At 33.5% G+C, this 20,350-nt stretch carries 22 protein-coding genes and 1 pseudogene; 3 read left to right on the top strand and 20 right to left on the bottom strand.

What is annotated here, in order from left to right:
- Nucleotides 1-2 precede the first annotated feature (2 nt).
- The 11 genes from BUR17_RS01995 to BUR17_RS01950 form a co-directional block, all read right to left on the bottom strand.
- Nucleotides 3-419 carry a GPW/gp25 family protein gene (locus BUR17_RS01995; protein WP_074228326.1) on the bottom strand — a complete coding sequence of 139 codons (417 nt, stop codon included), beginning with the start codon at nt 417-419 and terminating at the stop codon, nt 3-5.
- A gap of 12 nt (nt 420-431) precedes the next feature.
- Complete coding sequence (locus tag BUR17_RS01990; protein WP_074228325.1) at nt 432-722, bottom strand: PAAR domain-containing protein; 291 nt, start codon at nt 720-722, stop codon at nt 432-434.
- 1 nt (nt 723) lies between these two features.
- Nucleotides 724-2,394, bottom strand: a complete 1,671-nt coding sequence (locus BUR17_RS01985) for a phage baseplate assembly protein V (protein WP_074228324.1) — start codon at nt 2,392-2,394, stop codon at nt 724-726.
- A gap of 6 nt (nt 2,395-2,400) precedes the next feature.
- Nucleotides 2,401-3,171 (bottom strand): CIS tube protein, encoded by a 771-nt coding sequence (locus tag BUR17_RS01980; RefSeq protein WP_074228323.1) that lies wholly within the window; start codon nt 3,169-3,171, stop codon nt 2,401-2,403.
- Nucleotides 3,168-3,341, bottom strand: a complete 174-nt coding sequence (locus tag BUR17_RS20715) for a DUF5908 family protein (protein ID WP_159437580.1) — start codon at nt 3,339-3,341, stop codon at nt 3,168-3,170. Before BUR17_RS20715 ends, BUR17_RS01980 begins: the two co-directional genes overlap by 4 nt.
- Nucleotides 3,342-3,351: 10 nt before the next feature.
- The gene (locus tag BUR17_RS01975; RefSeq protein WP_074228322.1) at nt 3,352-3,810 is read right to left on the bottom strand and encodes a phage tail protein; all 459 of its coding nucleotides are present in this window, start codon (nt 3,808-3,810) and stop codon (nt 3,352-3,354) included.
- An 11-nt stretch (nt 3,811-3,821) separates the two neighbouring features.
- Nucleotides 3,822-4,259, bottom strand: a complete 438-nt coding sequence (locus BUR17_RS01970) for a phage tail protein (RefSeq protein ID WP_074228321.1) — start codon at nt 4,257-4,259, stop codon at nt 3,822-3,824.
- A 25-nt stretch (nt 4,260-4,284) separates the two neighbouring features.
- Nucleotides 4,285-6,216: a phage tail sheath C-terminal domain-containing protein gene (locus tag BUR17_RS01965; protein WP_074228320.1), complete on the bottom strand. Its 1,932-nt coding sequence runs from the start codon at nt 6,214-6,216 to the stop codon at nt 4,285-4,287.
- 12 nt (nt 6,217-6,228) lie between these two features.
- A complete protein-coding gene (locus BUR17_RS01960) occupies nt 6,229-6,900 on the bottom strand; it encodes a Pvc16 family protein (RefSeq protein WP_074228319.1) in 672 nt (223 codons plus the stop codon).
- Between the two features lie 593 nt (nt 6,901-7,493).
- Entirely contained in the window at nt 7,494-8,870 is a 1,377-nt protein-coding gene (locus tag BUR17_RS01955; RefSeq protein WP_074228318.1) for a sensor histidine kinase, read from the bottom strand.
- Complete coding sequence (locus BUR17_RS01950; RefSeq protein ID WP_074228317.1) at nt 8,867-9,556, bottom strand: response regulator transcription factor; 690 nt, start codon at nt 9,554-9,556, stop codon at nt 8,867-8,869. The genes BUR17_RS01955 and BUR17_RS01950 overlap by 4 nt, the downstream gene beginning before the upstream one ends.
- Nucleotides 9,557-9,800: 244 nt before the next feature.
- Between BUR17_RS01950 and BUR17_RS01945 the strand changes: the two genes are divergently transcribed.
- From BUR17_RS01945 to BUR17_RS01935, 3 genes are read left to right on the top strand one after another with little or no spacing between them, the layout of a single operon-like run.
- A complete protein-coding gene (locus BUR17_RS01945; RefSeq protein WP_074228316.1) occupies nt 9,801-11,129 on the top strand; it encodes a hypothetical protein in 1,329 nt (442 codons plus the stop codon).
- 10 nt (nt 11,130-11,139) lie between these two features.
- Entirely contained in the window at nt 11,140-11,559 is a 420-nt protein-coding gene (locus BUR17_RS01940) for a Dabb family protein (RefSeq protein ID WP_074228315.1), read from the top strand.
- Between the two features lie 16 nt (nt 11,560-11,575).
- Entirely contained in the window at nt 11,576-12,064 is a 489-nt protein-coding gene (locus BUR17_RS01935) for a cupin domain-containing protein (protein ID WP_074228314.1), read from the top strand.
- 200 nt (nt 12,065-12,264) lie between these two features.
- Here the strand turns inward: BUR17_RS01935 and BUR17_RS01930 are convergent, their stop codons facing one another.
- The 9 genes and pseudogenes from BUR17_RS01930 to BUR17_RS01900 form a co-directional block, all read right to left on the bottom strand.
- Nucleotides 12,265-13,239 (bottom strand): nitrilase family protein, encoded by a 975-nt coding sequence (locus BUR17_RS01930; RefSeq protein WP_074228313.1) that lies wholly within the window; start codon nt 13,237-13,239, stop codon nt 12,265-12,267.
- Between the two features lie 17 nt (nt 13,240-13,256).
- Complete coding sequence (locus BUR17_RS01925; protein WP_074228312.1) at nt 13,257-14,090, bottom strand: AraC family transcriptional regulator; 834 nt, start codon at nt 14,088-14,090, stop codon at nt 13,257-13,259.
- Nucleotides 14,091-14,347: 257 nt separating this feature from the next.
- Nucleotides 14,348-14,776 (bottom strand): hypothetical protein, encoded by a 429-nt coding sequence (locus BUR17_RS01920; RefSeq protein WP_074228311.1) that lies wholly within the window; start codon nt 14,774-14,776, stop codon nt 14,348-14,350.
- Nucleotides 14,777-15,225: 449 nt separating this feature from the next.
- Nucleotides 15,226-15,489: pseudogene (locus tag BUR17_RS21280) on the bottom strand (IS1 family transposase); the annotation flags it as partial.
- A 316-nt stretch (nt 15,490-15,805) separates the two neighbouring features.
- Entirely contained in the window at nt 15,806-17,947 is a 2,142-nt protein-coding gene (locus BUR17_RS01915; protein ID WP_074228310.1) for a catalase, read from the bottom strand.
- A 185-nt stretch (nt 17,948-18,132) separates the two neighbouring features.
- Entirely contained in the window at nt 18,133-18,285 is a 153-nt protein-coding gene (locus BUR17_RS20710; protein ID WP_159437579.1) for a hypothetical protein, read from the bottom strand.
- 139 nt (nt 18,286-18,424) lie between these two features.
- Complete coding sequence (locus BUR17_RS01910) at nt 18,425-19,027, bottom strand: hypothetical protein (RefSeq protein WP_074228309.1); 603 nt, start codon at nt 19,025-19,027, stop codon at nt 18,425-18,427.
- A gap of 236 nt (nt 19,028-19,263) precedes the next feature.
- Complete coding sequence (locus tag BUR17_RS01905) at nt 19,264-19,629, bottom strand: response regulator (protein WP_074228308.1); 366 nt, start codon at nt 19,627-19,629, stop codon at nt 19,264-19,266.
- Between the two features lie 206 nt (nt 19,630-19,835).
- On the bottom strand, nt 19,836-20,288 hold the full coding sequence (locus BUR17_RS01900; RefSeq protein ID WP_074228307.1) for a ferritin-like domain-containing protein: 453 nt from the start codon (nt 20,286-20,288) through the stop codon (nt 19,836-19,838).
- Nucleotides 20,289-20,350: the final 62 nt, after the last annotated feature.

Raw genomic sequence — 20,350 nt, 5'->3', positions numbered from 1 at the left:
TGTCAGATTTTAATAAAAGTTCCTTCTTCTAAGTAATACGGGAAAACATAGTTTAATCTTGAGTTGGTGGCACGAATCGTGTATTCAACTTCAATTCTAATAATCCCTTGTGTATCATTGGTTTCCGAGCCAAAATAAATATCATTTAAATCTATTCTTGGTTCATACGTTAAAATAGCGTGTTCAATAATGCCTTTAATTTTCGTGAGGAGTGTTACTGTAACGTTTTCAAACAGAAGCGGCGTAAGATCACAACCAAAGTCTGAGCGCATAATCCTCTCCGTGAGCTGCGTACTCAATAAAATATGAAGACTTTCCTGAATATCTTTCTCACCAGAAACCGTTTCAACTGTTCGAGTAACCGTATTGAAAGTCGGAGGAAATCCCCATCCTTTTCCTAAAAAGTCGTCTGTTTTCATAGTTTTTAGTTTTTACCCTCCTATTATCACCGTGGGACAACCTAAAACAATAGTTCCTCCATGTGCAGTGGAATCTCCCATTCTTGCGGCAGGAACTCCACCAATAAGTACCGTTGCTGAACCTTTTACAATTGTATCGGGCGGTCCGGTACAAACACAACTGTCTCCTACTACCGAAGCCGGCATTCCGCCGATTAAAACTGTAGAATTTCCTCCCGGTAAAATAGAGCCACCTACATGAGGTACAGTTCCCGTAACCATCGGACAAACGTGCATGTCATTAGTTCTTGCTGCTGCAGGCATATTAATTGAGTTTTATGATTGATCCTTTTACCTCCATTGTTGCAGACGCCGAAAGCGCCGCTTTTGCTGAATTCATTTTGAAATCCATTTTTGCTTTAAGAATAAGATCTTTGCTGCTGTCTAATGTGATTCCGTCTGCATTCATCACTATTTTATTTCCGTTTTCGTCTTCGAGTACAAAGCCTTTTTCATCATCACTAATCAGAAGTTTATTGCCTTTTTTTGTACTGAGCTCGATAGATTTTTTCTCGTCGTCTAACTGTATTTTTGTACCTTCCTTGGTTACAAAAGCTTTCGTATAATTTTTTTTTCCAATAGAAAACGGCATCGCATTTTTTGCACTGTAAAGACTTCCCAAAATAATGGGTGTATCGGGATTATTTCCCAGACATCCTACAATTACCTCATCATTCACATTGGGAATAAAAAAACTTCCCATTTTGTTTCCCGAAAATATATTGGATAATCTTGCCCAAACTCCTTCCCCTTTTTCAGAAAGTGCAGGTATTCTTACTTTTATTCTGAATTGATTATCGGGATCTTCTTCGATCTGAGTAACTACACCGATCTGTAATCCGCTTACCGAATTGGTTTGTCCGGTTTGCGCCTGTTGAGCAGGAACGGATGGCGAATTGGTCTCAGTAAAAGACTGCTCTGCTTCTACCCCCAAAGTATACTCGGTTTTCCAACAGGCATTTTCGAAAGTGTGGTATTCTTTGCTGATTAATAATTTCTTTTTATCAATTTCTTTATTGACTTTATTACAACTCAAAAAATCTCCTGCTTTGGCTTCCAGATTCCCAAAAGTTGAAAGTTCTCCCTGAATAACAGCGTGGTTGCTTCTTTTAAGAAATGTATCTGCCATTCTTGTCATTGTAGAAGTTTGAAAACGGCTTTCATTAAGCGTCAAAGTCTTTACGTTTTTTTCAGCTTCCTGTTCTGCTTCTATTTTTTCCATTGACTGAGAAGACGGATCCCAATATTCTATTGAAGCTTTGCTTAATTTTTTTGATTCGTCTTCTCTGCCTGAAAATGTGAATACATTAATTCCGTTTTCTGCTGCATACTTTTCTTCCGGAACTGCTTCTAAAATGTTTAAAGTATTGAATTCACCATTTCTTACATTGACCATCAATCCGACTGAGTCTAAAAATCCGACCAAATAATCCCAGGGAATCGTATGAAGATTGCGTGTAATGTATTCATCTTCCCAGCTTTCTCCTTGCGATTCAATTTTATTGGTAACATTAGCCTGAGTCAAAAAATCATCTAATTTTGCTTTGAAAGTTTCGGTACTGTCATCCGATTCTTTAGATGGTGCCGTCAATTGATATATCTGATCTTTACATTCTATTCTTACCGTAGTACAGCTTTCAGTGATGCTTTTTTCGATAGATTTTATAAACCCTTTGAATAAAGTCTGAGGTTTTTTATTTATCGTTACTTTTACTTCTATTTTCTGACCTTTTTTAAGTAAATCTGTCGGCAAATCTGCTTTTGTATCTATATCAGGATTTGAAGCGATAAAAGTAAACTTGGAAAAAGGTATTTTATTCAGTTCAAAAGTAACCTGTGCCTCTTTAAGTAAAGCATCAAGACCATTATCTTTTCCATCTGTTAAAAATTCCAGCTTTAAAAGGTCATCCGTCGATATATAAGGTTGAAGAGGCATATCATTTTATTTAATGGGCGGGAACGAAATGTTTTGCCCGGTTTCTATTTTTCTGAAACTTAATAGTTGATTGGTTTGAGCTACATCTATGTAATATGAAGGCTTTTCATAGATGTTTTCTGCCATTAAAACCAACTTATCATTCATATTAACCGTTCTGAGATGAGTAAGATCTGGAGACATTTTATTTTGTTTGGCAACCATTACTTCATATGCTGCGGTTCCTTTGAAAATACATTTTACTTTTGCTCTGATTGGTCTTCCGTCTTTCCTGAAAAGCGTATATTCTATGTCCATACTTTTTAAACGGCACTGTAGCTTGTAACCTCCCCAAAGAATCTGTAAATAAGACGTTTGATGGGTTTTCCCGTTATAGCCCATTACAAGATCTTTAAATTCTTCTACATCTTTTTCAACCGTTTTTATTTCTGCAAAAGGATTTACAATTGCAGGTGATAGAGCATCAAGAACATCTCCGGCTTTATCCAGCAAAGACATTTCTCCTTTTCCATCTTTTATTTTTCCAGGCGGTACAACCCCTGAACTGTCAAAAATGAAATCAAAAGTTACTTCTTCCCCTTCTATTCTGTTAAAACTTAAATTATTAGAAGAAGCTCCCATCGGCTGCCCTTCACAAAACATGACGTTATGTTTAAGACTATATTTTTCGGGATTAAGCTGAACAAAAATTGTTTTTTTAGGGGTCTTTTTATAGTCATTGCTTTCATATACTTCTATCCGCATTTTATCTATAATCCCTAATGCTGCCTGTATCATCTTTCTTTTCTTTCTTTAAGTTTTTCTAGTACTTCACGCGTACACTCTTTGACGAGCTGCGATTTTAGTTCCTGTATTTTTAAAGGATCTATTTGCTGAGAGCGGGAATAATTTACCGGCTCTTCTTCAATCTTTACTTTGATGTGTAATTCTTTTATCTGAATAGCCATTTTTTAATTATTAAAAATTAGAAACCGGAAGCTCTTTAAAAAAATTATATTTCAGTGTTATGGTTTCGATGACAATTTTATTCTGTTCGGCATCAAAATCACTAAATTCATAACTCAACGGAATGGCGTGTGATACATACCAGACTTTTAAAGGGTTTCCTTTTTCGTTTAATAAAGAAATAATCAGATTAGCCGGATAAAAAACAAAATCTTCTAATGCTTGATTGCACCACATTGACAAACCAGATACATCTGAAGTTAACCCTCTTTTCAGAACCAAATCCTGATAACCGGAACGTAGCGGCAAATTATGCTTGAATTTATTTTGTCCGCCTTCGGTATAAGATTCGGTTTCCATGGTAACTTTCAGTCCGTTAACGCTTTGAAATTTTGTATCAACACTAAATTGAGGTAATAATTCAAAGATTACGGAAAAGTAAAAACTGGGTATGGGATTGCTGTCAGACATGATGTTGAGATTTATATGTGTTCCATCGTAAATCCGTGATTGGCTATTTCTACCGTATCTATGGCTGCTTCGTTCGCATCAGATTTCATATCGGTACATTTTAAAGAAATTATAAAACAGTCTTTTACTTTCCAAACCACTTTTGGTTCGTGGTTTTCGTCTAATAAAGAGATGGTGATATTACGGCGTTCTACGGTATTTAAAGCCACTGTATTGTACCAGTCATAAAACTCATTATCTCCTGCAAACACTCCTCTTTTGAGGGTAATATTGCTGAGTTTCAGCATTCCGGGCATTTTCTTTTTAAAGAACTCCGGGCTTGAACCCACCCGATGTTCAATAACATCCATTTCTTTGTTTAAACCGGAAGCTTCTGTAAAAGCTATTTTGCTACCGCCCCATTCTACACTGAAGTGAAACTTTGGTAGCGGAAAATCTGTATTTGGCATGATGTATAGTTTTAGAGTTAATTAATTAAGATTTTTGCTGCATTTGTTTGAATTCCAAAATAATAAATTCTGCAGGTCTTGAAGGAGCATACCCTATTTTTACAATCATTCTTCCTTCAAGAATATCCTGTGCAGACATAGTTTGGTTTAATCCGACTGCTACAAAAAATGCGTGTTCAGGTTTTGCTCCTGCCAAAGCACCGTCATTCCAAAGGGTTGTTAAATAGTTTTCTATCATTCCTTTTACATTGACCCATGTTTGGGCAACATTGGGTTCAAATACGAACTGCATACAAGCTTTTTTCACAGATTCTTCGATCATATTGGCTAATCTTCTTACGTTGACATATCGCCAGTCATTGCTATTTCCTGCTAATGTTCTCGCACCCCAGACAAGATTTCCTCTTCCCGTAAATTTTCGGATTGCATTGATGGATTTTCCTGTTTCGTGGATATTCATATTCTCTTGATCATTATCATTGATATCATCCGTTAATCCGATTATTGAGTTTACACTTACATTTGCCGGAGCTTTCCAAACTCCTCTTGTGGCATCAGTCTGGGCATAAATTCCAGCAATAGCTCCTGAAGGCGGAACCGTATTCATTGATTGAGAAAGTTTTGAAACAATAATTGAGAAAAGCGGAATGTTAGAAATCAAATTATTTTCTTCTTCCATTACATAATTTTCCAATGCGCTCATTGCGGAACTTATTGCAGAAATAATTTGTGAATTTAACTTATCTAAAGCCGCCTGAATTTTTGCTGTATCGGCTAAACCGCCAGTAATTAATGCTCCGTCATAAGGATTTGTTCCTGAAGTTGTAAAAGCTCCGTTTCTCCAGATTGTATCATCAAAATCTGCATCAGGATTTGAATCTAAATCAGCTAAATTAACAGGTGGATCTACTTCCGGATCAGCTCCTGCAATTTGCAAATCGTCATAGATATCTTTAAAGTCAACCAGTTTTTGAGCATATTGTTTCAAAGAAACCGGAATAAGACTTTGTACATACGTTTTAAACGGATTGGCTAAAGTTGTAGTCTGTCCAAGAACTTTCAGATAGCTCCACAATTTGTCAACATAATCTTGAGTATCGGCAAGAGTATTAATAGAATTTTTGCTTTTATCCAGGCTATTCCATTCTGTAGAAAATCCTTTCGGAGCCGTATTTTGATATACTTTTTTATAGGTAATATCAAAATTATCCAACAAAGGTTTTATTTTTAAATCTGTTGTATATATCGCAGCAAAATCTACTTTTCCCGAACCTATTCCGTTTATATCATTAAACCTAAACCGATAAGGAAAATTAGCCTGTAAATAAGGGTAATAAGCTGCACCGTATTTCAGGTTCTGATTTCCTATTTCGTCTCTGAAATTTTCACTGTCATCAATTAAGTTCTCCGCTTGTTTTACGTCCATAATGGTGAATCTGTCCATCAGTTTCTGACACTGCATTAACGAATGTACCTGTACTGCTCCTAAATTAGCTGCTGATAGATTAACCGCATCTGGAAATAATATTAATGTTGGTTCATCATATTTTTCCAGTTTATCAATTCCTTTAGTAAATTCATCTCTCGTTCCGGAATCAAAAGCAGGATTACTTGTGTAAAGCCCGATAGAAACAATATAGCATTCACCACCTCCGTTGGCATAAAACAAACGCATACTGTTGTAAAGTTTGAATTGGCTTTCTGTAACAGAAGAAGTATCCAAAGGAACAAGATTACTATCTAAATCTACCGAAATACTTGAAGGAGAAGGAGCTCCGCCAAAAAACTGCTCGTATTCCATTAAAGAAGAAATTCGAGTAGGAACATTCAAAGAAGTTGCTTTTTGGGTGTATCCTACAAATGCAGGAATGGCAGTAGCAACTTGAGCAATAGATGGAGGAAATGCATCAATTTCATTGATATATACTCCGGGAGTTTTAATAGCACTAATATTCATGATTACTAATTTTTAAGTAGTTGTTATAATTTCGTTATTGGCATTTTTGGTGAAAGTACCCGACTCAATATGTCCGGTAGAATCATTAGGATTGTTTTCCCAAAGCTGGATTTTAGCTTTTTTAATAATTTTGTCTGACGAAGTTTCTTCTGCCTGAATAGAAATCATCTGTACCTGATACAATACCGAAGGCATATATTTTGCTCCGAGGTAGGACCACATCTGATTGAGCTGATCTGTTTTCAGACTTACCATTTCAAATATAAGTTTGTCGTAAGAACCGCTTTCCGGTAAGTCTTCTAATAAATTCGGTGCCTGCCAATAAAAAACACGCTTGTTTTGAAAATATCGAATGACTACTTCCAGTTTATCTATTCCTTCAGTGTATTTTGATTGGTCTATATTGTAAGAGGCAAATAAGAGTGATAAAACTATATTCTGCGTAGAGTTTTTATATTTTTCGATACTATCACCTGTCTGAATATAATTTTTATATAAGGTTTGGTTTTTGAGTATTTTATCTTCCTCTATATTTACAATCGATAAAATAATGGAAGATTTGGAGGACAGAAATTCATCTCCATCATTCAGAGTTGCTATATTTGCCAGCTCAACAATAGGCACTCCTGTTATTTCAGTGTTTACAGCAGTAACAATTTTAGAAAGAATTTCTGTAATTTTCATTGTATTAATTTGTACTAACAAAGCTGGATATTATCAATAAATAAAACCAGAGGAAAAACACCTTTTATCATACAGGAAAAACACCTTTTGTTGAAATTTTCTAAAAAAAGAAGTAGAATATTAAAAATAGAAGAACCTTATAGTAATTTAATTTCCTTAAAAAAGCGAACTGAACTGCCATATGCCTATGATTGCGCAATGAAAAAAATTTAATAGAGAACCTGCTTAATGAATAATCAATATAGTTTTAACAAGGATTAAAAAATTATATCATCTGCAAAGAATTTATAATGAATCAGCTTGCGACGGAATCAGAAGATCTTTTGAAGTAAAAAAAATCTTTTAATAAAAAAGAGTGCCCCGAAAGTTCTCTTTTTATCTATAATTTATAACAGTATTTTTTATTTCAGTTAATGTATACTGATCTGTTTTGATAAATATTTGAACCCTCTACTTTGTTTTTGGCAATGTGATAAATCAGTTCCACAGAAAAAGATGACATTTCATAAAGAGCATATCTGAATGAGTTCATAACAATACATAAACAATGTAAATCTAAAAAACATATTATTTGATAATTATATTTTCAGTCATCAAGATTTCAATGTAGGTAATTTCACTTTAAAAACGCTTCCTTCTAAAAGTTTAGATTCAACTTCCAAAAGACCTTGATGAATTTCGATGATTCTTGTAACGATAGATAAACCAATACCATTTCCTGAGTTATAACTCTTATTATTTCCACGGTAAAAGAGATCGAATATTTTCAGTTGATCTGCCTCTGAAATCCCTATCCCGTTATCGATAAATCTAATTTCAATATTTTTATTCTGAATTTCAATTTCCACACGACACTGCTGATCTTCTGAATATTTACAGGCATTTTCCATCAGATTGAGAAAAGCTATCTGTAAAAGATATGGGTTTCCGTGAAAATCATAGTTGCTTTCATCCTGATCCGCCATGTTATCCATGTAATGAATTCCTACTCTATACTTTGAATTTTTTTGCAGTAAAGCCACTTTCGCGTCGGCTAAAACCTCATCTAAACGAAGATCACTAAAGCTAATTTGTGAAATATCATAACTTGCCCGTGCAAAATCTAAAAGTGCCGATGAAAGCTGTGAAGCGTGATTAGCATCCTGCAACGCATTATCAACAGAAATTTTGTAATCATCCAAAGTTGTATTTAATTCTTTCGCCAGTTCGAGCTCTGCAATCAAAGTTGAAAGAGGTGTTCTGAATTCATGGGAAATTTTGGTTACAAACTGTTTATGATTGTTAAATGATTTTTCTAATCGGTTGAAAGTTGAATTAAAAGTTTCTGTCAGTTCATAAATTTCATCTTTCGCTTTAGGAATAACGAGTCTTTTATGAAGATTATGTTCCGAAATATCCCGGATTTGAATGATAATATCTTTTAACGGCTTCAAAGTATAATATGAAAACATAAAGCCGATAATAAAGATGATAATGATCGAGATAAAGTAAATAACGATGATATCTTTTTTAAATTCAGCTACATGAGCTCTTCCTGTAACGTCTATGGCACTTCCTATAATGTAATAATTGACACCATCAAATTCGTATTTTATCGCCATATATTGGCGGTCTCTTCTCAGCCAGGTAATCCTGTTCTTCTTACTCTTAATTAATTGATCTAAATACTTTTGATTCTGTGATGACGGTGAAATATCTGTAAAAAGAAGTTCTTTTTTATCATTATAAACGCTGATATCAGCTTCGTTCAGGATTTTTTTATTTCGTAAATGAAGTTCTTTGATTTTTGCATTGTCAATTTTTGCATCAAAAATAAACTCAGATCTCCAGATGATTTTATATCCTAAACGGTCATTAAATTCATCTTCTCTGTTTTTCTCAGAAACATAATACAAAACATATGCAAAAACAAATAGAATTCCTGCAGTTAGGATGGCGTAGCTGAGCGCAGTTCTGGTTACTATTTTCATGCGAGTTTTGTAAAGATAAATCCTACTCCGGATTTGGTGTGAATCAGTTTTTCATCAAAATTCTTATCTATTTTTTTTCTGAGATACGCAATATAAACGTCAATATAATTGGTTCCGGTATCAAAGTGATTGCCCCAGACATTTTCGGCAATTTCTTCCCGGGTTAATATCCGTTCTGTATTGCTCATCAGGAAAGAAAGCAATTTAAATTCTTTTGGAGTCAAATCTATTTCGGTACCATTTCTAAAGACACGATTTGTATTTTTATTAATCGTGAGATCCTGATATTCCAAAATATTTGATTCTTCTTTTTTCGAATGGGCAATAGGCTTCCTTAGCAAAATAGCTTTTATTCTTGCATATAATTCTCTTATTTCAAAAGGTTTTACCATATAATCATCGGCTCCCGCATCAAAACCTTCAATCTTTTCATCGATTGTTCCCAATGCAGTCAACATAATTATGGGAAGATCTGGGTGTTTTTGCTTGATCAGTTTGCTTAGTTCAATACCATTCATCTGCGGAAGCATAATATCAGTAATAATTAAATCAAAATCAATTCTTTCTACAAGTACTAAGGCATCTTCTGCATCTTCAGAGATGTAAATTTCATAACCCTGACTTTCCAATCCTCTTTTCATAAGGCTCGAAACACGGAGATTATCTTCTATGATTAAAATTTTCATGCAAAGAATTATTTAGAATAAAAAGCAAAATTTTATGCTTAAAAGACAAGCAAATAAATTGACTATCAACTGTTCTTTTAAACCTATACAAAGGTATTGTATATTTTTATTTTAAGGTAAATGATTCATTTTTTTAATGAATTTCTAAAGATTTTCTAATAGTTTTCTAACGATGTTCCTTGTTTTTCGAGCCTAATTTTGTCCCGTTGAAATCAACAAACAGAATAGGAAAAGAATAAATAGTATGAACAAAAAATATTTGAAAGTCGCATTCATTTTAGTTTCAGTAGTGAATGTGTTCTCAAAAGTAGAAGCGCAGAAAAAAAATGATTTTAATAATCCAGTCCTTACACATTACCTTAATGACGATCATTCCCGATACATTTCCTTCAGCGGATACGCAGAATTATGGGCTAGATATGCACAGCTTAATCCGGGAAGTTTAATCAATAACGAAGCGAAGTCAGAAGTTTCAGACTTATCATTGCGAAGAGTTCGTGTAAAAATGACCTATAAACCTACAGAAAAACTGATGTTTGTTTTGCAGGGTGGAACGACCAATGTCAATATGAATGCTAAAGCCAGTAATTATTTTGATCTTTTGGATGCTTACGCAGAATACTCATTTAATGATAAAATTGCTTTTGGTGCAGGACGCTCTACTTGGAGAGGTTTATCAAGATTTTCAACCGGCCCTTTGAATACTTTATTGTATGATTTACCGGCTTATGCAACATCCAATGCGGGCGCTACAGATTATACGGTAAGAGAATTGGGAGCATACATCAAAGGTCAGTTAGGGAAGTTTGATTACCGTTTGGTTGTTGCAGATCCTTACACGATGTCTACTTCTGATCCAAAAGTAAATTTAGCCTCTTTTAGTAAAAATTCTCCTAATAAAGACTTCTCAGGATATTTCAGATATGCATTTTTAGATAAAGAAAATATTTCAACACCCTTTAATTCGGGAACATATGTTGGGAAGAAAAATGTACTGAGTCTGGGAGCAGGTTTCGACTATATTCATGATGCAATGTGGCACCAGGATATTAATAAAAATACCATCAATGATGATATGAAAAGCTTTGCAGTAGATCTATTTTACGATGCGCCTTTAAACAAAGAAAAAGGAACTTCGGTAAGTGCATACGGAATGGCAATGCACAATGATTACGGTCCCAATTATGTTCGTTATGTAGGAACCAATAATCCTGCAACTTCAGTAGATATTACTCAGGCAAGTTTAAATGGTGCAGGAAATGCAATGCCCGTCATCGGAACCGGAAATACGTACTATGTTCAGTTGGGAGGAACACTACCCTATCTTAATAAAGAGAAGAAAAATCTTCAGCTTCAGCCCGCAGTCGGAATGCAGTTATCAAATTTGAAAGGACTTCACGATAACGCAGTGATTTATGATGCCGGAATTTCTCTGCTAATGAACGGAATGTCTTCCAGATTGACCTTCGATGCTCAAAACAGACCGGTTTTTACAGGAGACCCAAGCAATAATGCGGTGGTTTCTGACCGACAATGGCAATTTGTCTTAAAATACCGAATTGATTTTAACTAAATAAAATATAATGGAAAGAAGAAAATTTTTATTCCGATCGGTGCAGGCTTCTGCATTGTTGCTGATTTCAGGAAATATGTTCGCATCAGTTTTACCTATGTTTAATCCAAAAAAAAATAAAAAAGTGTACGCTCACAATCTATTCTTCTGGCTCAGAAAAGATCTTTCTGCTGCCGAAATCAAAGATTTTGAAAACTTCTTTGAAGGTCTTAAAAAGCTTCCCTATCAAAAAAATCTTCGCTACGGAAAACCAGCTGGTTCAAGTCCGAGAAATGTTTTAGACAGCAGTTATTCTTACAATGCCTCTATGGAATTTGAAAGCCTTGAAGATCTGGAAGCCTACGGACAACTTCCTGAGCATTTAGCTTTGGTTAAAAAATACAAACCCTCTTTCGAAAAAATGTTGGTTTACGATACTGTTTACAATTAAAAAAGTTATATTTAAAATGAAAAATTTCATCAAAGGAATTAGCCTTGTATTAGCACTAAGCTCATTAGTAATGAAAGCACAGGACAAAGAAAACAAAAATCTAAGCATCAAAGTCAATAAGGAAGAATCGAAAGATTATATTCCCGCAGTGAGACTGCTTAATAATCCTGATGGATCGTGCACTTTTGAAAAAGGAAGAATCCCTACTTTGAAACATCTGAATACCACCACATTTTGGATAAGCAATAAAACTGAAGATTGGGAAAAGAATGCACATCCCGCTCCCAGAAGGCAATACGTAATTACCTTGAAAGGAAACATCAGATTCAAAGTGACAGATGGCTCTACTTTTATCATCAAACCCGGAACCGTACTTTTAGCTGAAGACCTGAAAGGAAAAGGTCACAGTTGGGATATGGTAAGAAGTAAATCCTGGGAAAGACTATACATTCCAATCGCAGAAAATGCAGACGATTTTTTTGTGTCTGATAAAGAGTCTGAATAATATATTGAGAGGATTCTTATAGGAACTTTAAGTTATTTTACACTTAAGGTTTTAAATAATCAAAAACTGAAAGGAAGCAATATCACGTATTTGCTTCCTTTTTTTAAACTATTAATGAATAAAAGATTATTCACCTCCTATTTCAGTAAGTTATGGTTTCATATTTATTCAAATAAATTCTAATTTAATTTCGAAAAGTCTTAAATAAGATTATTATTTTGTTGATTATTAGTATTAAGCCATGCTACTTTCTGTTCAGAAATATGCTCTGCACCAATAATACTTTTATACAATTCGGGTCTTCTTGCCTTAATATATCGGCTTCCTCCAGCGGTTTGAATTGATTCAGCAGTTATCGTGGCAATCGCTATATCAGGACCTAAAGCGGTACATTCAGCGGCTATATTCCCAAAAGGATCTACAATCATTGAACAGCCGTTTTTCAGTTGATCATCGTCCATTCCGATAGGATTTGAAAACACGCAATACATCGCATTATCAAATGCTCTCGCCGGTAGCCACTTCATTAACCATTCTCTTCCTTTCGGACCATTAAATTCTCTACGCAATTCTACACTTTCCTGTTCTCTATTATACCAAAGCTTATTATCTAGAAAACCTGCGCCCGGTCTTGGTGAAGGTGTACACATTGTGACATGTGGCATTAAGAGTACATCAGCTCCCAATAATTTAGTAGCTCTTACATTTTCAATAATATTATTGTCATAACATATAAGTATACCAAAGTTCCAGCCATAAAGATTAAATACACAATAAGCGTCACCTGGACTAATATGCGGATTGATGAAAGGATGAAGCTTTCTGTATTTAGCCACAATACCGGTTTCATTAACGCATATATACGCTTTGAAAATATTATCATTCTCATCTTTTTCAAATAAACCTGCGCATACTGCAATTTGATTTTTAAGAGCAATTTCCGTAAGTACTTTTACGCTTTGGCTTTCCGGTAGATATTCTGAAATATCAAGCATAGCCTGTTTGTCTAAATGTCTCGCAAAAGTGTAGCCCGTAATTGAACATTCATGAAAAACGACAATTTTTGCACCCTGAGAAGCTGCTTTACTTGAGAGCTCCGCGATTTGTGATAAATTATACTCCTTGTCGGCACTTCTATTCTCAAACTGTGCTGTTGCGATGATTAAATCTTCCATTATTTTTTTTGACAAATTTAGATTGTCAAAGTAATTTCAGATTGTACATTTTCGTCAGGTAATACAATAACATTTACAGCAAGATGCGTAGATTTTATATGGTAAGTCGTTGGAGTGAGACCTGTTATTTTTCGAAACTCCCGTATCAAATGTGCCTGATCAAAATATCCCGCATCAAAAACATTTGATGTAAAGTTATATTTATTACCGGTTCCTTTAATTTCACCAAGAAAGTGATGAAGTCTTATAATACTGCCTAACTTTTTAGGCGCAATACCCACCAAATTATGAAAAGCCCTTTCAATTGTACGTTGATTATAACCCGCAAAATCAATAAGTTCTTCAGCTTTAAAAAGTCCGTTACGTGCCATTATCCAATTTGTTGTGGCCATTACCATAGGATACAAACGGGTTTCAAAATCTTTTAATAATTGACTGAAAAAGCCATTTAAACTTTCCGCGATCTTCAAATTGGATGCTTCATTACAAAGAATATCATGTAAATTTCTTACGCCATTTCCTAAGACAGATTCTAAATCAACAATTTTGTTTTTTAGTTCTCCCGCAGAAGTATTTAGTATTCTGCTCATTCCAAAAGGTCTGAAAACGGCAATGATCAACTTTAATGAGCCTATTATCTCCAATTCTCTGTAGCCCGTAATTTGTCCATAACAAAATACTTTTGGAAGTTTTGTTCCATCTCTATATAAGGCACCAGAACCTATACTGAAAACAATGCCTGTATTGCCGTCTGCAAATGTCCGAAAAAGACCATTATGAATATCTATTAAATCTAAAAAAAGGTAATGCTTGATATAAGGAATTAAATTGGGAGATGGAATAATCTGCATTATTAATCATTTACATTTACAAATAGAAGCCGATTTCTTTCACAAAAAGAGTGTTTATAGATTCAATAATGATTTAAAATCTTATTATTTGCAGTAAGAATTAATCTAAAATAAATTCCTCTACATATTTGCAGAGAAATAGTAAATAACGAATATACATTATAATTATTGAACTAAATAACTACAAACACTGTAATTTTGGCCATAGGTTCTATTTGCTTTCACACTAAGCAAATAATTAAAAAAATAAAATAACGTTAATATGAGAGCTGACTTTGCACTGCAGATTGCAACATTCTTATTTGTTTTCTATCGAAAAAAAAGAGATTGAAATGAATCTTTTTACGCGAATTTTGAGAATGGATTTTAAGATTCAAATGATCCGCAATTAACCCTTCTTTAATCATAAACTGGTTGATCAATGTAATAGGAAATTCAACTTTAGGACGTACATATCCTTTTGTAGCGAGTGGATGAATTTGCCTTATAATAAAACACCCTCCGGAATTTTCAAGCTCTGTACTCCTAATCCTGATCAGGAAAAATAAAATTAATGCCATAATACCTCCGAAAATCAAATTCAAAAGAAATTGATGTGACAAAATAATGCCCAAAATTGGAAATATATTGGCAATCAACAAAATATAAGCTAAAGCTTTTGCGATTTTGGCGTTTGAAATTTTCATATTATTATTAGTTATAGATATATTGCAATAATAATTACAGCATATATAGATATAATTGATTGGTATGTAAAAATAAACAAAATATTTTATACATACAATATGATAAAATATATTCGCGTATCTTTTAAAAAAGTCCAGCGATTTTTAAATTAAAGATGATTATCTCTTGGTTATAGAGAGTTTGTGTTATAAATGTCGGCAACCTCAAAAAATTGGATAGGTTTTGAAGTAGAAACTAACATTATCAATAAATACACAATAAAAAGAATTATTAAAAAAGTATTTTTTAATCGTCATTATTTTATTTTCAAAACCGTAATAAAGTAAATATAATATAAAAAATGGATATCGCAGATTATTTTTACAAGGATAATAGAATTGATCAGTTTTATAAAACAAACATGTGATAACTTTGGAAAGTTATCACATGTTTGTTTTATAATTTGTGTTTAAAACCAGAAATATATTTTCAAAATTACAAGCAATTTTTTTTTCTGTTGAATCTTTTTTAAGTGAGTTCTTTACACTTAAATTTTTCCTTTCAATAGAGTTAGTTTCAAAACTTTTTGTTTGATGAATTTCTTTTGGAATTAAATACTTATAATTTCTGAGTTTATCTGTATAAATCTTTCTGTTTTGAATTGAATAAAGTGTTTCATAAGGGTATTTAAAGTTCTGTTTGCTCTGTTTGTTCTTTTTCCAATATGAAATGCCTATATTAATTTATTTTTTTTATAGCATAAACTAACCATTGAGTAATTCAATTTTAACTCTAATAGTATCATTGCTGTATTTTCTTATGAAAACACCTGTTTCGGGTTATTCACCACCATAGGAATTATTTACCATATTCTTCCTAAATACATACGAAGATGGCTTCCGCAAATAGCGGTAGAGGTAACTTTTAAGATAATATTGTTCTCATTTTCAACGATCGGGTCCGGCACTGTATCGCAGGTTGTTTTATCTGGTGCATGAAAAACGGCTGCTTTCAAATTTAATTATTTGACGGTTATTTATATTGGTGGTTTAAGCAGGATTATTTCTCTCTTTTTCCAGTTCCCAAACTCTATGATTAGCTACAGCTTTAATAAATGCAGTAGCAGGATCTTTCGTTTCAGAAGTTATAATTGCTGGATCATCATGTTTTTTATCATTCACATAACTTGCTTTATAGATTGCATCTGTTTCTTTCCCAAAATAGATTGCTTTGCAATGTTTATAGGCTTCGTTGACAAATAATAAGGTTCCGGGTTTGTTATCTTCGTTCATTAAATGATCTGAAGACTGTTTTCCACTGCAGAGGTAAAGTGCATCAAAGCAAACACTTGCTGTACTCGTCAAAGAATGTTTGGGTTCAAAAATAGTTCCGTCATCAGCTTTTACAGAGGCTAAACTTCCTGCAATAATCTGTACTACAGCTCCTTCTTTTTCCAGCTTAGATTGTAGGGAATTTACGTCGGCAGCTTTTACTCCGTTTTCCATAATAAAACCAATAATGCGACTCTCAATAGTATTTTTAACGGTATTGGCCATGCTTAAGGCTTCTGAACTCTTTGTCATAGGCTCTTTTTCCGGACTTTGTAATGTCGCAGGATCAGCATCTGCAGGAATACTTCCATTGGATTGTTTTAACTGAATCACTTTTACTCCTACTTTTTTAGCAACTTTTGAAGCTAAATCTTTATTAATGAAAGCTAACTGTCCTACAACTCTTTCTCTGATGGCAGGAATTGTTACCTTTGAAAGTTCAAAAATTAGGGCATTCTCTATATGTTGTTTTTCAGGAGCAGACTGACTATTAAAGAACAATTTTGCCTGTGAATAATGATCTACAAAACTTTCACTTCTTGCACGGATTTTTTTACTGTCAACTCTTTCATTGTGAGAAGTAAAACCACCTTCTTTCATCATCGCCTGAAAAGGACATCCACCACCAATAGAATTGGGCTCGTAGCTAACTTTTCCTTTTACAATTTGCTGACGCATATGTCCGTCACGCTGATTATTATGAACTTCATTTAAAGAACGGTTAATAGGAATCTCATGGAAATTAGGAGATCCTAAACGTGATAACTGAGTGTCGGTATAAGAAAATAACCTTCCCTGTAACAAAGGATCATTGGTAAAATCAATACCAGGAACCAAATGTCCAGGGTGAAATGCAATTTGCTCTGTTTCAGCAAAAAAATTATCCGGATTTCTATTCAATGTTAAAGTACCTACAATTTGAACAGGCACTTCCTCTTCCGGGATCAGCTTTGTTGGATCAAGCAGATCAAAATCAAATTTATATTCATCTTCTTCAGGTATGATCTGCACTCCGAAATCCCATTCTGGGAATGCACCGTTCTCTATTGCTTCCCAAAGATCTCTTCTGTGAAAATCTGAGTCTTTACCCGAAATTTTTGTTGCTTCATCCCAAGCTACGGAATGTACACCGAGTTTTGGTTTAAAGTGAAATTTTACAAAATGAACAGTCCCTTCACTATTAATGAATTTAAAAGTATGAACTCCAAATCCTTCCATCATTCTAAGACTTCTAGGAATGGCTCTGTCACTCATTGCCCACATAATCATGTGCATACTTTCGGGCATTAAAGAAATAAAATCCCAAAAAGTATCATGCGCAGATGCAGCTTGTGGAATTGCATTATCCGGTTCAGGTTTTACCGCATGAATCAAATCAGGGAATTTCATAGCATCCTGAATGAAGAAGACAGGAATATTATTACCTACAAGATCATAATTGCCTTCTTCTGTATAAAATTTAATCGCAAAACCTCGTACATCACGAGCAAGATCAGTACTTCCTGCGCTTCCTGCAACGGTAGAAAAACGTACGAAAACAGGCGTTTCCTTACCTTCTTCTGTTAAAAATTTTGCTTTTGTGTATTTTTGTAAACTTTTATTAAGTTTAAAAACACCGTGAGCTCCTGAACCTCTTGCATGAACAATACGTTCCGGTATTCTTTCATGATCAAAATGAGTAATTTTTTCACGAAGGATAAAATCTTCCAATAATGTTCCACCCCGTTCCCCGTCTTTTAAAGAATCTTGATTATTGTTAATTTTTAATCCTTGATTGGTTGTGAGTTTTTCATTTAAATTATCTGTTGTGAGGTCCTTTAGTTGATCTAATTTTTCACTTTTTTTGTTGTTCTTTTCCATAGTTATATTGTTATTGTAGTGATTAAGTATGTGTAGAAGTATAAATTTGAAACTTCTCTATTTTAAAATTTTAATTAAAAAATTATACCATTTATTTCAGTTTTAAGCATAATTTAAAAAATAACAAACCATGAAACACATGAGATCCTTTAAAGAAAAATATATAGTGTTGTAATTTTGCAGATTCAATATTCCTCAGCAAAAATTAATAATGATATTGAAATGAATACATTATTTACAAAAGTTCCGTCTGAAATAAAATTGTTTTGTTTTTTTTTGTAAGATAAAATAATATCATTAGCATCTGAAAACAGAGCTTTAAGAATGTGGGGTTTCATAAAATGATTTGTGATGTTTTTGGTTAAACCAAATATAACCTAATAATTTGCGATCAATTATGACCTTGGTCATATTGACGTTTTGAGTAAAAAGATACTTGTCAAATTCTTTTTTTACATTTTTCTAAGTTATAGTATGTTATTTAAGATCAATGAGTCCATCTGTAAGACATTTCCACTGGATTTTAGAAAACCCCAACATCCCTCCTATTGCAATTGCAATATTTCTGATGCAATTTAAAAATCCTGATTTCAGGTTAGGATATTCATTCCTTCCATAAATTCCTGCTTTTAAAATATTTCCTTGTTTCGAAATCACAAATGTAGATGTCGCTGCATTAGAGTAAAAATGAGCAATCTTTCGGCTGTTTTCTTTCACAGGATCTTTTGATGGTCTACATTGGATCATTATTCTATCAGGAATATTTGTATCTATCATCACAATTTGAACCCAATCATAAGATCTCCCCTCTTTTCCACCCGGACCGGGAATATCGATTCTGATGTAATCTCCAATTTGTGGCAAACGGTCTACTATTATTCCCGAAGAATTACATAATTTAAAATCTGCAGAACTTTCGTTACAATATTTTCGCCAATGATTAATAGAAAAAAAACGCTGTTTCAAAGCATCATATTTAAGATCTAATTCTTCGGAATTTCTCACTTCAACAAAACTTTCAGTGTCATGAAAACTTCCTTTAAAATGTTGAGGAACTCCAGGTATGTTTTTGGGTTTCATTGTAATGAGTTTAAAATGGATTAAGGCGTTTCGTCATGAGCCATATCTACAGGTTTAAATCTCTATTTTCGTTAAAAATTTATTGGCAAATTCCTCTTTGGAGAAATGCTGTTCGCTTATTATTAATTTATAAACAAAAAATTCGCTGATGATCGGGGGATATTTATACGATTAACCCAATACTTTATCTTTAAACTAACAGTATTTAAAAACTACAGTACTTTAATACTTGTTCGCTAACATCTGATAAATTTTTCAACTTTTCTTTCGAGATTTTCAAGTTCGAAGGGTTTTGCAATATAATCATCGGCCTGTGCTTTTTTAGCCAAAAAGCTGATATCGCTGTTTGCACTGATGTAAATGACGGGTATATTTTTAAACTTATCATGATTCCTTAATAATCTTACGGCTTCTATGCCGCCAATATCAGGAATCCAGTTATCCATTAAAATCAAATGAGGTCTGAATTTGTTAACCCGTTCGATGATATCGTGTGATGTTTCAGAAACTTCTACACAATATCCATTTTCGCCAAAAATGATGGTGAAAACATCTAAGATAGATTTATCATCATCAAAAATTAAGATTCTCTTGGTATCCATACGTTTTTTGTGATTGATTATTCATCAAATATAAGAGTAAAAAATACTGAGTTCTTATGACTACAGTAATAAGGTTGAAAAATATCTTTTACTATATAAAATATTACTGCCAAAAGATCCTAAAAAGATTATTTTTAGGATCTGATGAAATTGATATTGTTCACTATTTTTATTTTTAATCAATTTAAAATAATGAACATCTACAATTAATTTTTTAGCTCGTTTAAATTATTAAACTTATTGTAGGATGATTTTAAATGATGAAGCTGATCGCTTACAACTCTTGAACTTTCAGGGCAAAGATCTCCGCTGTCTAAAGCATCCTGATATGCATCAATTGCTGCTTCTTCGCCAAAAACTACATTTTCTAAAGTTGATTCTGTTTTATCTCCTGAAAAAGAATTTTTCACATCAATCCATCCTCGGTGAATTGCTCCTACAGCTGTTCCTGTATTGTCAGGATTTCCGCCTCTTTCTGTAATTAAATTCATCAACTCTGATTTCATTACCTGTGATTGTGCAACCATCTGATCATAATCTCCTTTTAATGGAGAATAGGTATCCCAAACTTTATCTTCAACCTTAGCGAATCCCTGAATTCTGTCGTTGGTAATGTTGAGCAAATCATTCAATGTTGCTACTGTTCTTTCGTTGTGCATAATAATATTTTTATGGTGAGCCTAGTTTCTTACAACCACCGTACCATTGATGAATTTTAAAA

This window comes from Chryseobacterium scophthalmum (assembly GCF_900143185.1).
Classification (GTDB): Bacteria; Bacteroidota; Bacteroidia; order Flavobacteriales; family Weeksellaceae; genus Chryseobacterium; species Chryseobacterium scophthalmum.
This window is presented reverse-complemented; position numbering and strand designations above follow the sequence as displayed.

What these genes read in the sequence shown, in the direction of transcription:
- BUR17_RS01955 (WP_074228318.1), bottom strand. Translation starts at nt 8,870, where the DNA reads ATGAAAATAGTAACCAGAACTGCGCTCAGCTACGCCATCCTAACTGCA.
- BUR17_RS01950 (WP_074228317.1), bottom strand. Translation starts at nt 9,556, where the DNA reads ATGAAAATTTTAATCATAGAAGATAATCTCCGTGTTTCGAGCCTTATG.
- BUR17_RS01990 (WP_074228325.1), bottom strand. Translation starts at nt 722, where the DNA reads ATGCCTGCAGCAGCAAGAACTAATGACATGCACGTTTGTCCGATGGTT.
- BUR17_RS01935 (WP_074228314.1), top strand. Translation starts at nt 11,576, where the DNA reads ATGAAAAATTTCATCAAAGGAATTAGCCTTGTATTAGCACTAAGCTCA.
- BUR17_RS01900 (WP_074228307.1), bottom strand. Translation starts at nt 20,288, where the DNA reads ATGCACAACGAAAGAACAGTAGCAACATTGAATGATTTGCTCAACATT.
- BUR17_RS01930 (WP_074228313.1), bottom strand. Translation starts at nt 13,239, where the DNA reads ATGGAAGATTTAATCATCGCAACAGCACAGTTTGAGAATAGAAGTGCC.
- BUR17_RS01910 (WP_074228309.1), bottom strand. Translation starts at nt 19,027, where the DNA reads ATGAAACCCAAAAACATACCTGGAGTTCCTCAACATTTTAAAGGAAGT.
- BUR17_RS01985 (WP_074228324.1), bottom strand. Translation starts at nt 2,394, where the DNA reads ATGCCTCTTCAACCTTATATATCGACGGATGACCTTTTAAAGCTGGAA.
- BUR17_RS01980 (WP_074228323.1), bottom strand. Translation starts at nt 3,171, where the DNA reads ATGATACAGGCAGCATTAGGGATTATAGATAAAATGCGGATAGAAGTA.
- BUR17_RS01915 (WP_074228310.1), bottom strand. Translation starts at nt 17,947, where the DNA reads ATGGAAAAGAACAACAAAAAAAGTGAAAAATTAGATCAACTAAAGGAC.
- BUR17_RS01965 (WP_074228320.1), bottom strand. Translation starts at nt 6,216, where the DNA reads ATGAATATTAGTGCTATTAAAACTCCCGGAGTATATATCAATGAAATT.
- BUR17_RS01940 (WP_074228315.1), top strand. Translation starts at nt 11,140, where the DNA reads ATGGAAAGAAGAAAATTTTTATTCCGATCGGTGCAGGCTTCTGCATTG.
- BUR17_RS01920 (WP_074228311.1), bottom strand. Translation starts at nt 14,776, where the DNA reads ATGAAAATTTCAAACGCCAAAATCGCAAAAGCTTTAGCTTATATTTTG.
- BUR17_RS01995 (WP_074228326.1), bottom strand. Translation starts at nt 419, where the DNA reads ATGAAAACAGACGACTTTTTAGGAAAAGGATGGGGATTTCCTCCGACT.
- BUR17_RS01970 (WP_074228321.1), bottom strand. Translation starts at nt 4,259, where the DNA reads ATGCCAAATACAGATTTTCCGCTACCAAAGTTTCACTTCAGTGTAGAA.
- BUR17_RS20715 (WP_159437580.1), bottom strand. Translation starts at nt 3,341, where the DNA reads ATGGCTATTCAGATAAAAGAATTACACATCAAAGTAAAGATTGAAGAA.
- BUR17_RS01945 (WP_074228316.1), top strand. Translation starts at nt 9,801, where the DNA reads ATGAACAAAAAATATTTGAAAGTCGCATTCATTTTAGTTTCAGTAGTG.
- BUR17_RS01905 (WP_074228308.1), bottom strand. Translation starts at nt 19,629, where the DNA reads ATGGATACCAAGAGAATCTTAATTTTTGATGATGATAAATCTATCTTA.
- BUR17_RS20710 (WP_159437579.1), bottom strand. Translation starts at nt 18,285, where the DNA reads ATGAAACCCCACATTCTTAAAGCTCTGTTTTCAGATGCTAATGATATT.
- BUR17_RS01925 (WP_074228312.1), bottom strand. Translation starts at nt 14,090, where the DNA reads ATGCAGATTATTCCATCTCCCAATTTAATTCCTTATATCAAGCATTAC.
- BUR17_RS01960 (WP_074228319.1), bottom strand. Translation starts at nt 6,900, where the DNA reads ATGAAAATTACAGAAATTCTTTCTAAAATTGTTACTGCTGTAAACACT.
- BUR17_RS01975 (WP_074228322.1), bottom strand. Translation starts at nt 3,810, where the DNA reads ATGTCTGACAGCAATCCCATACCCAGTTTTTACTTTTCCGTAATCTTT.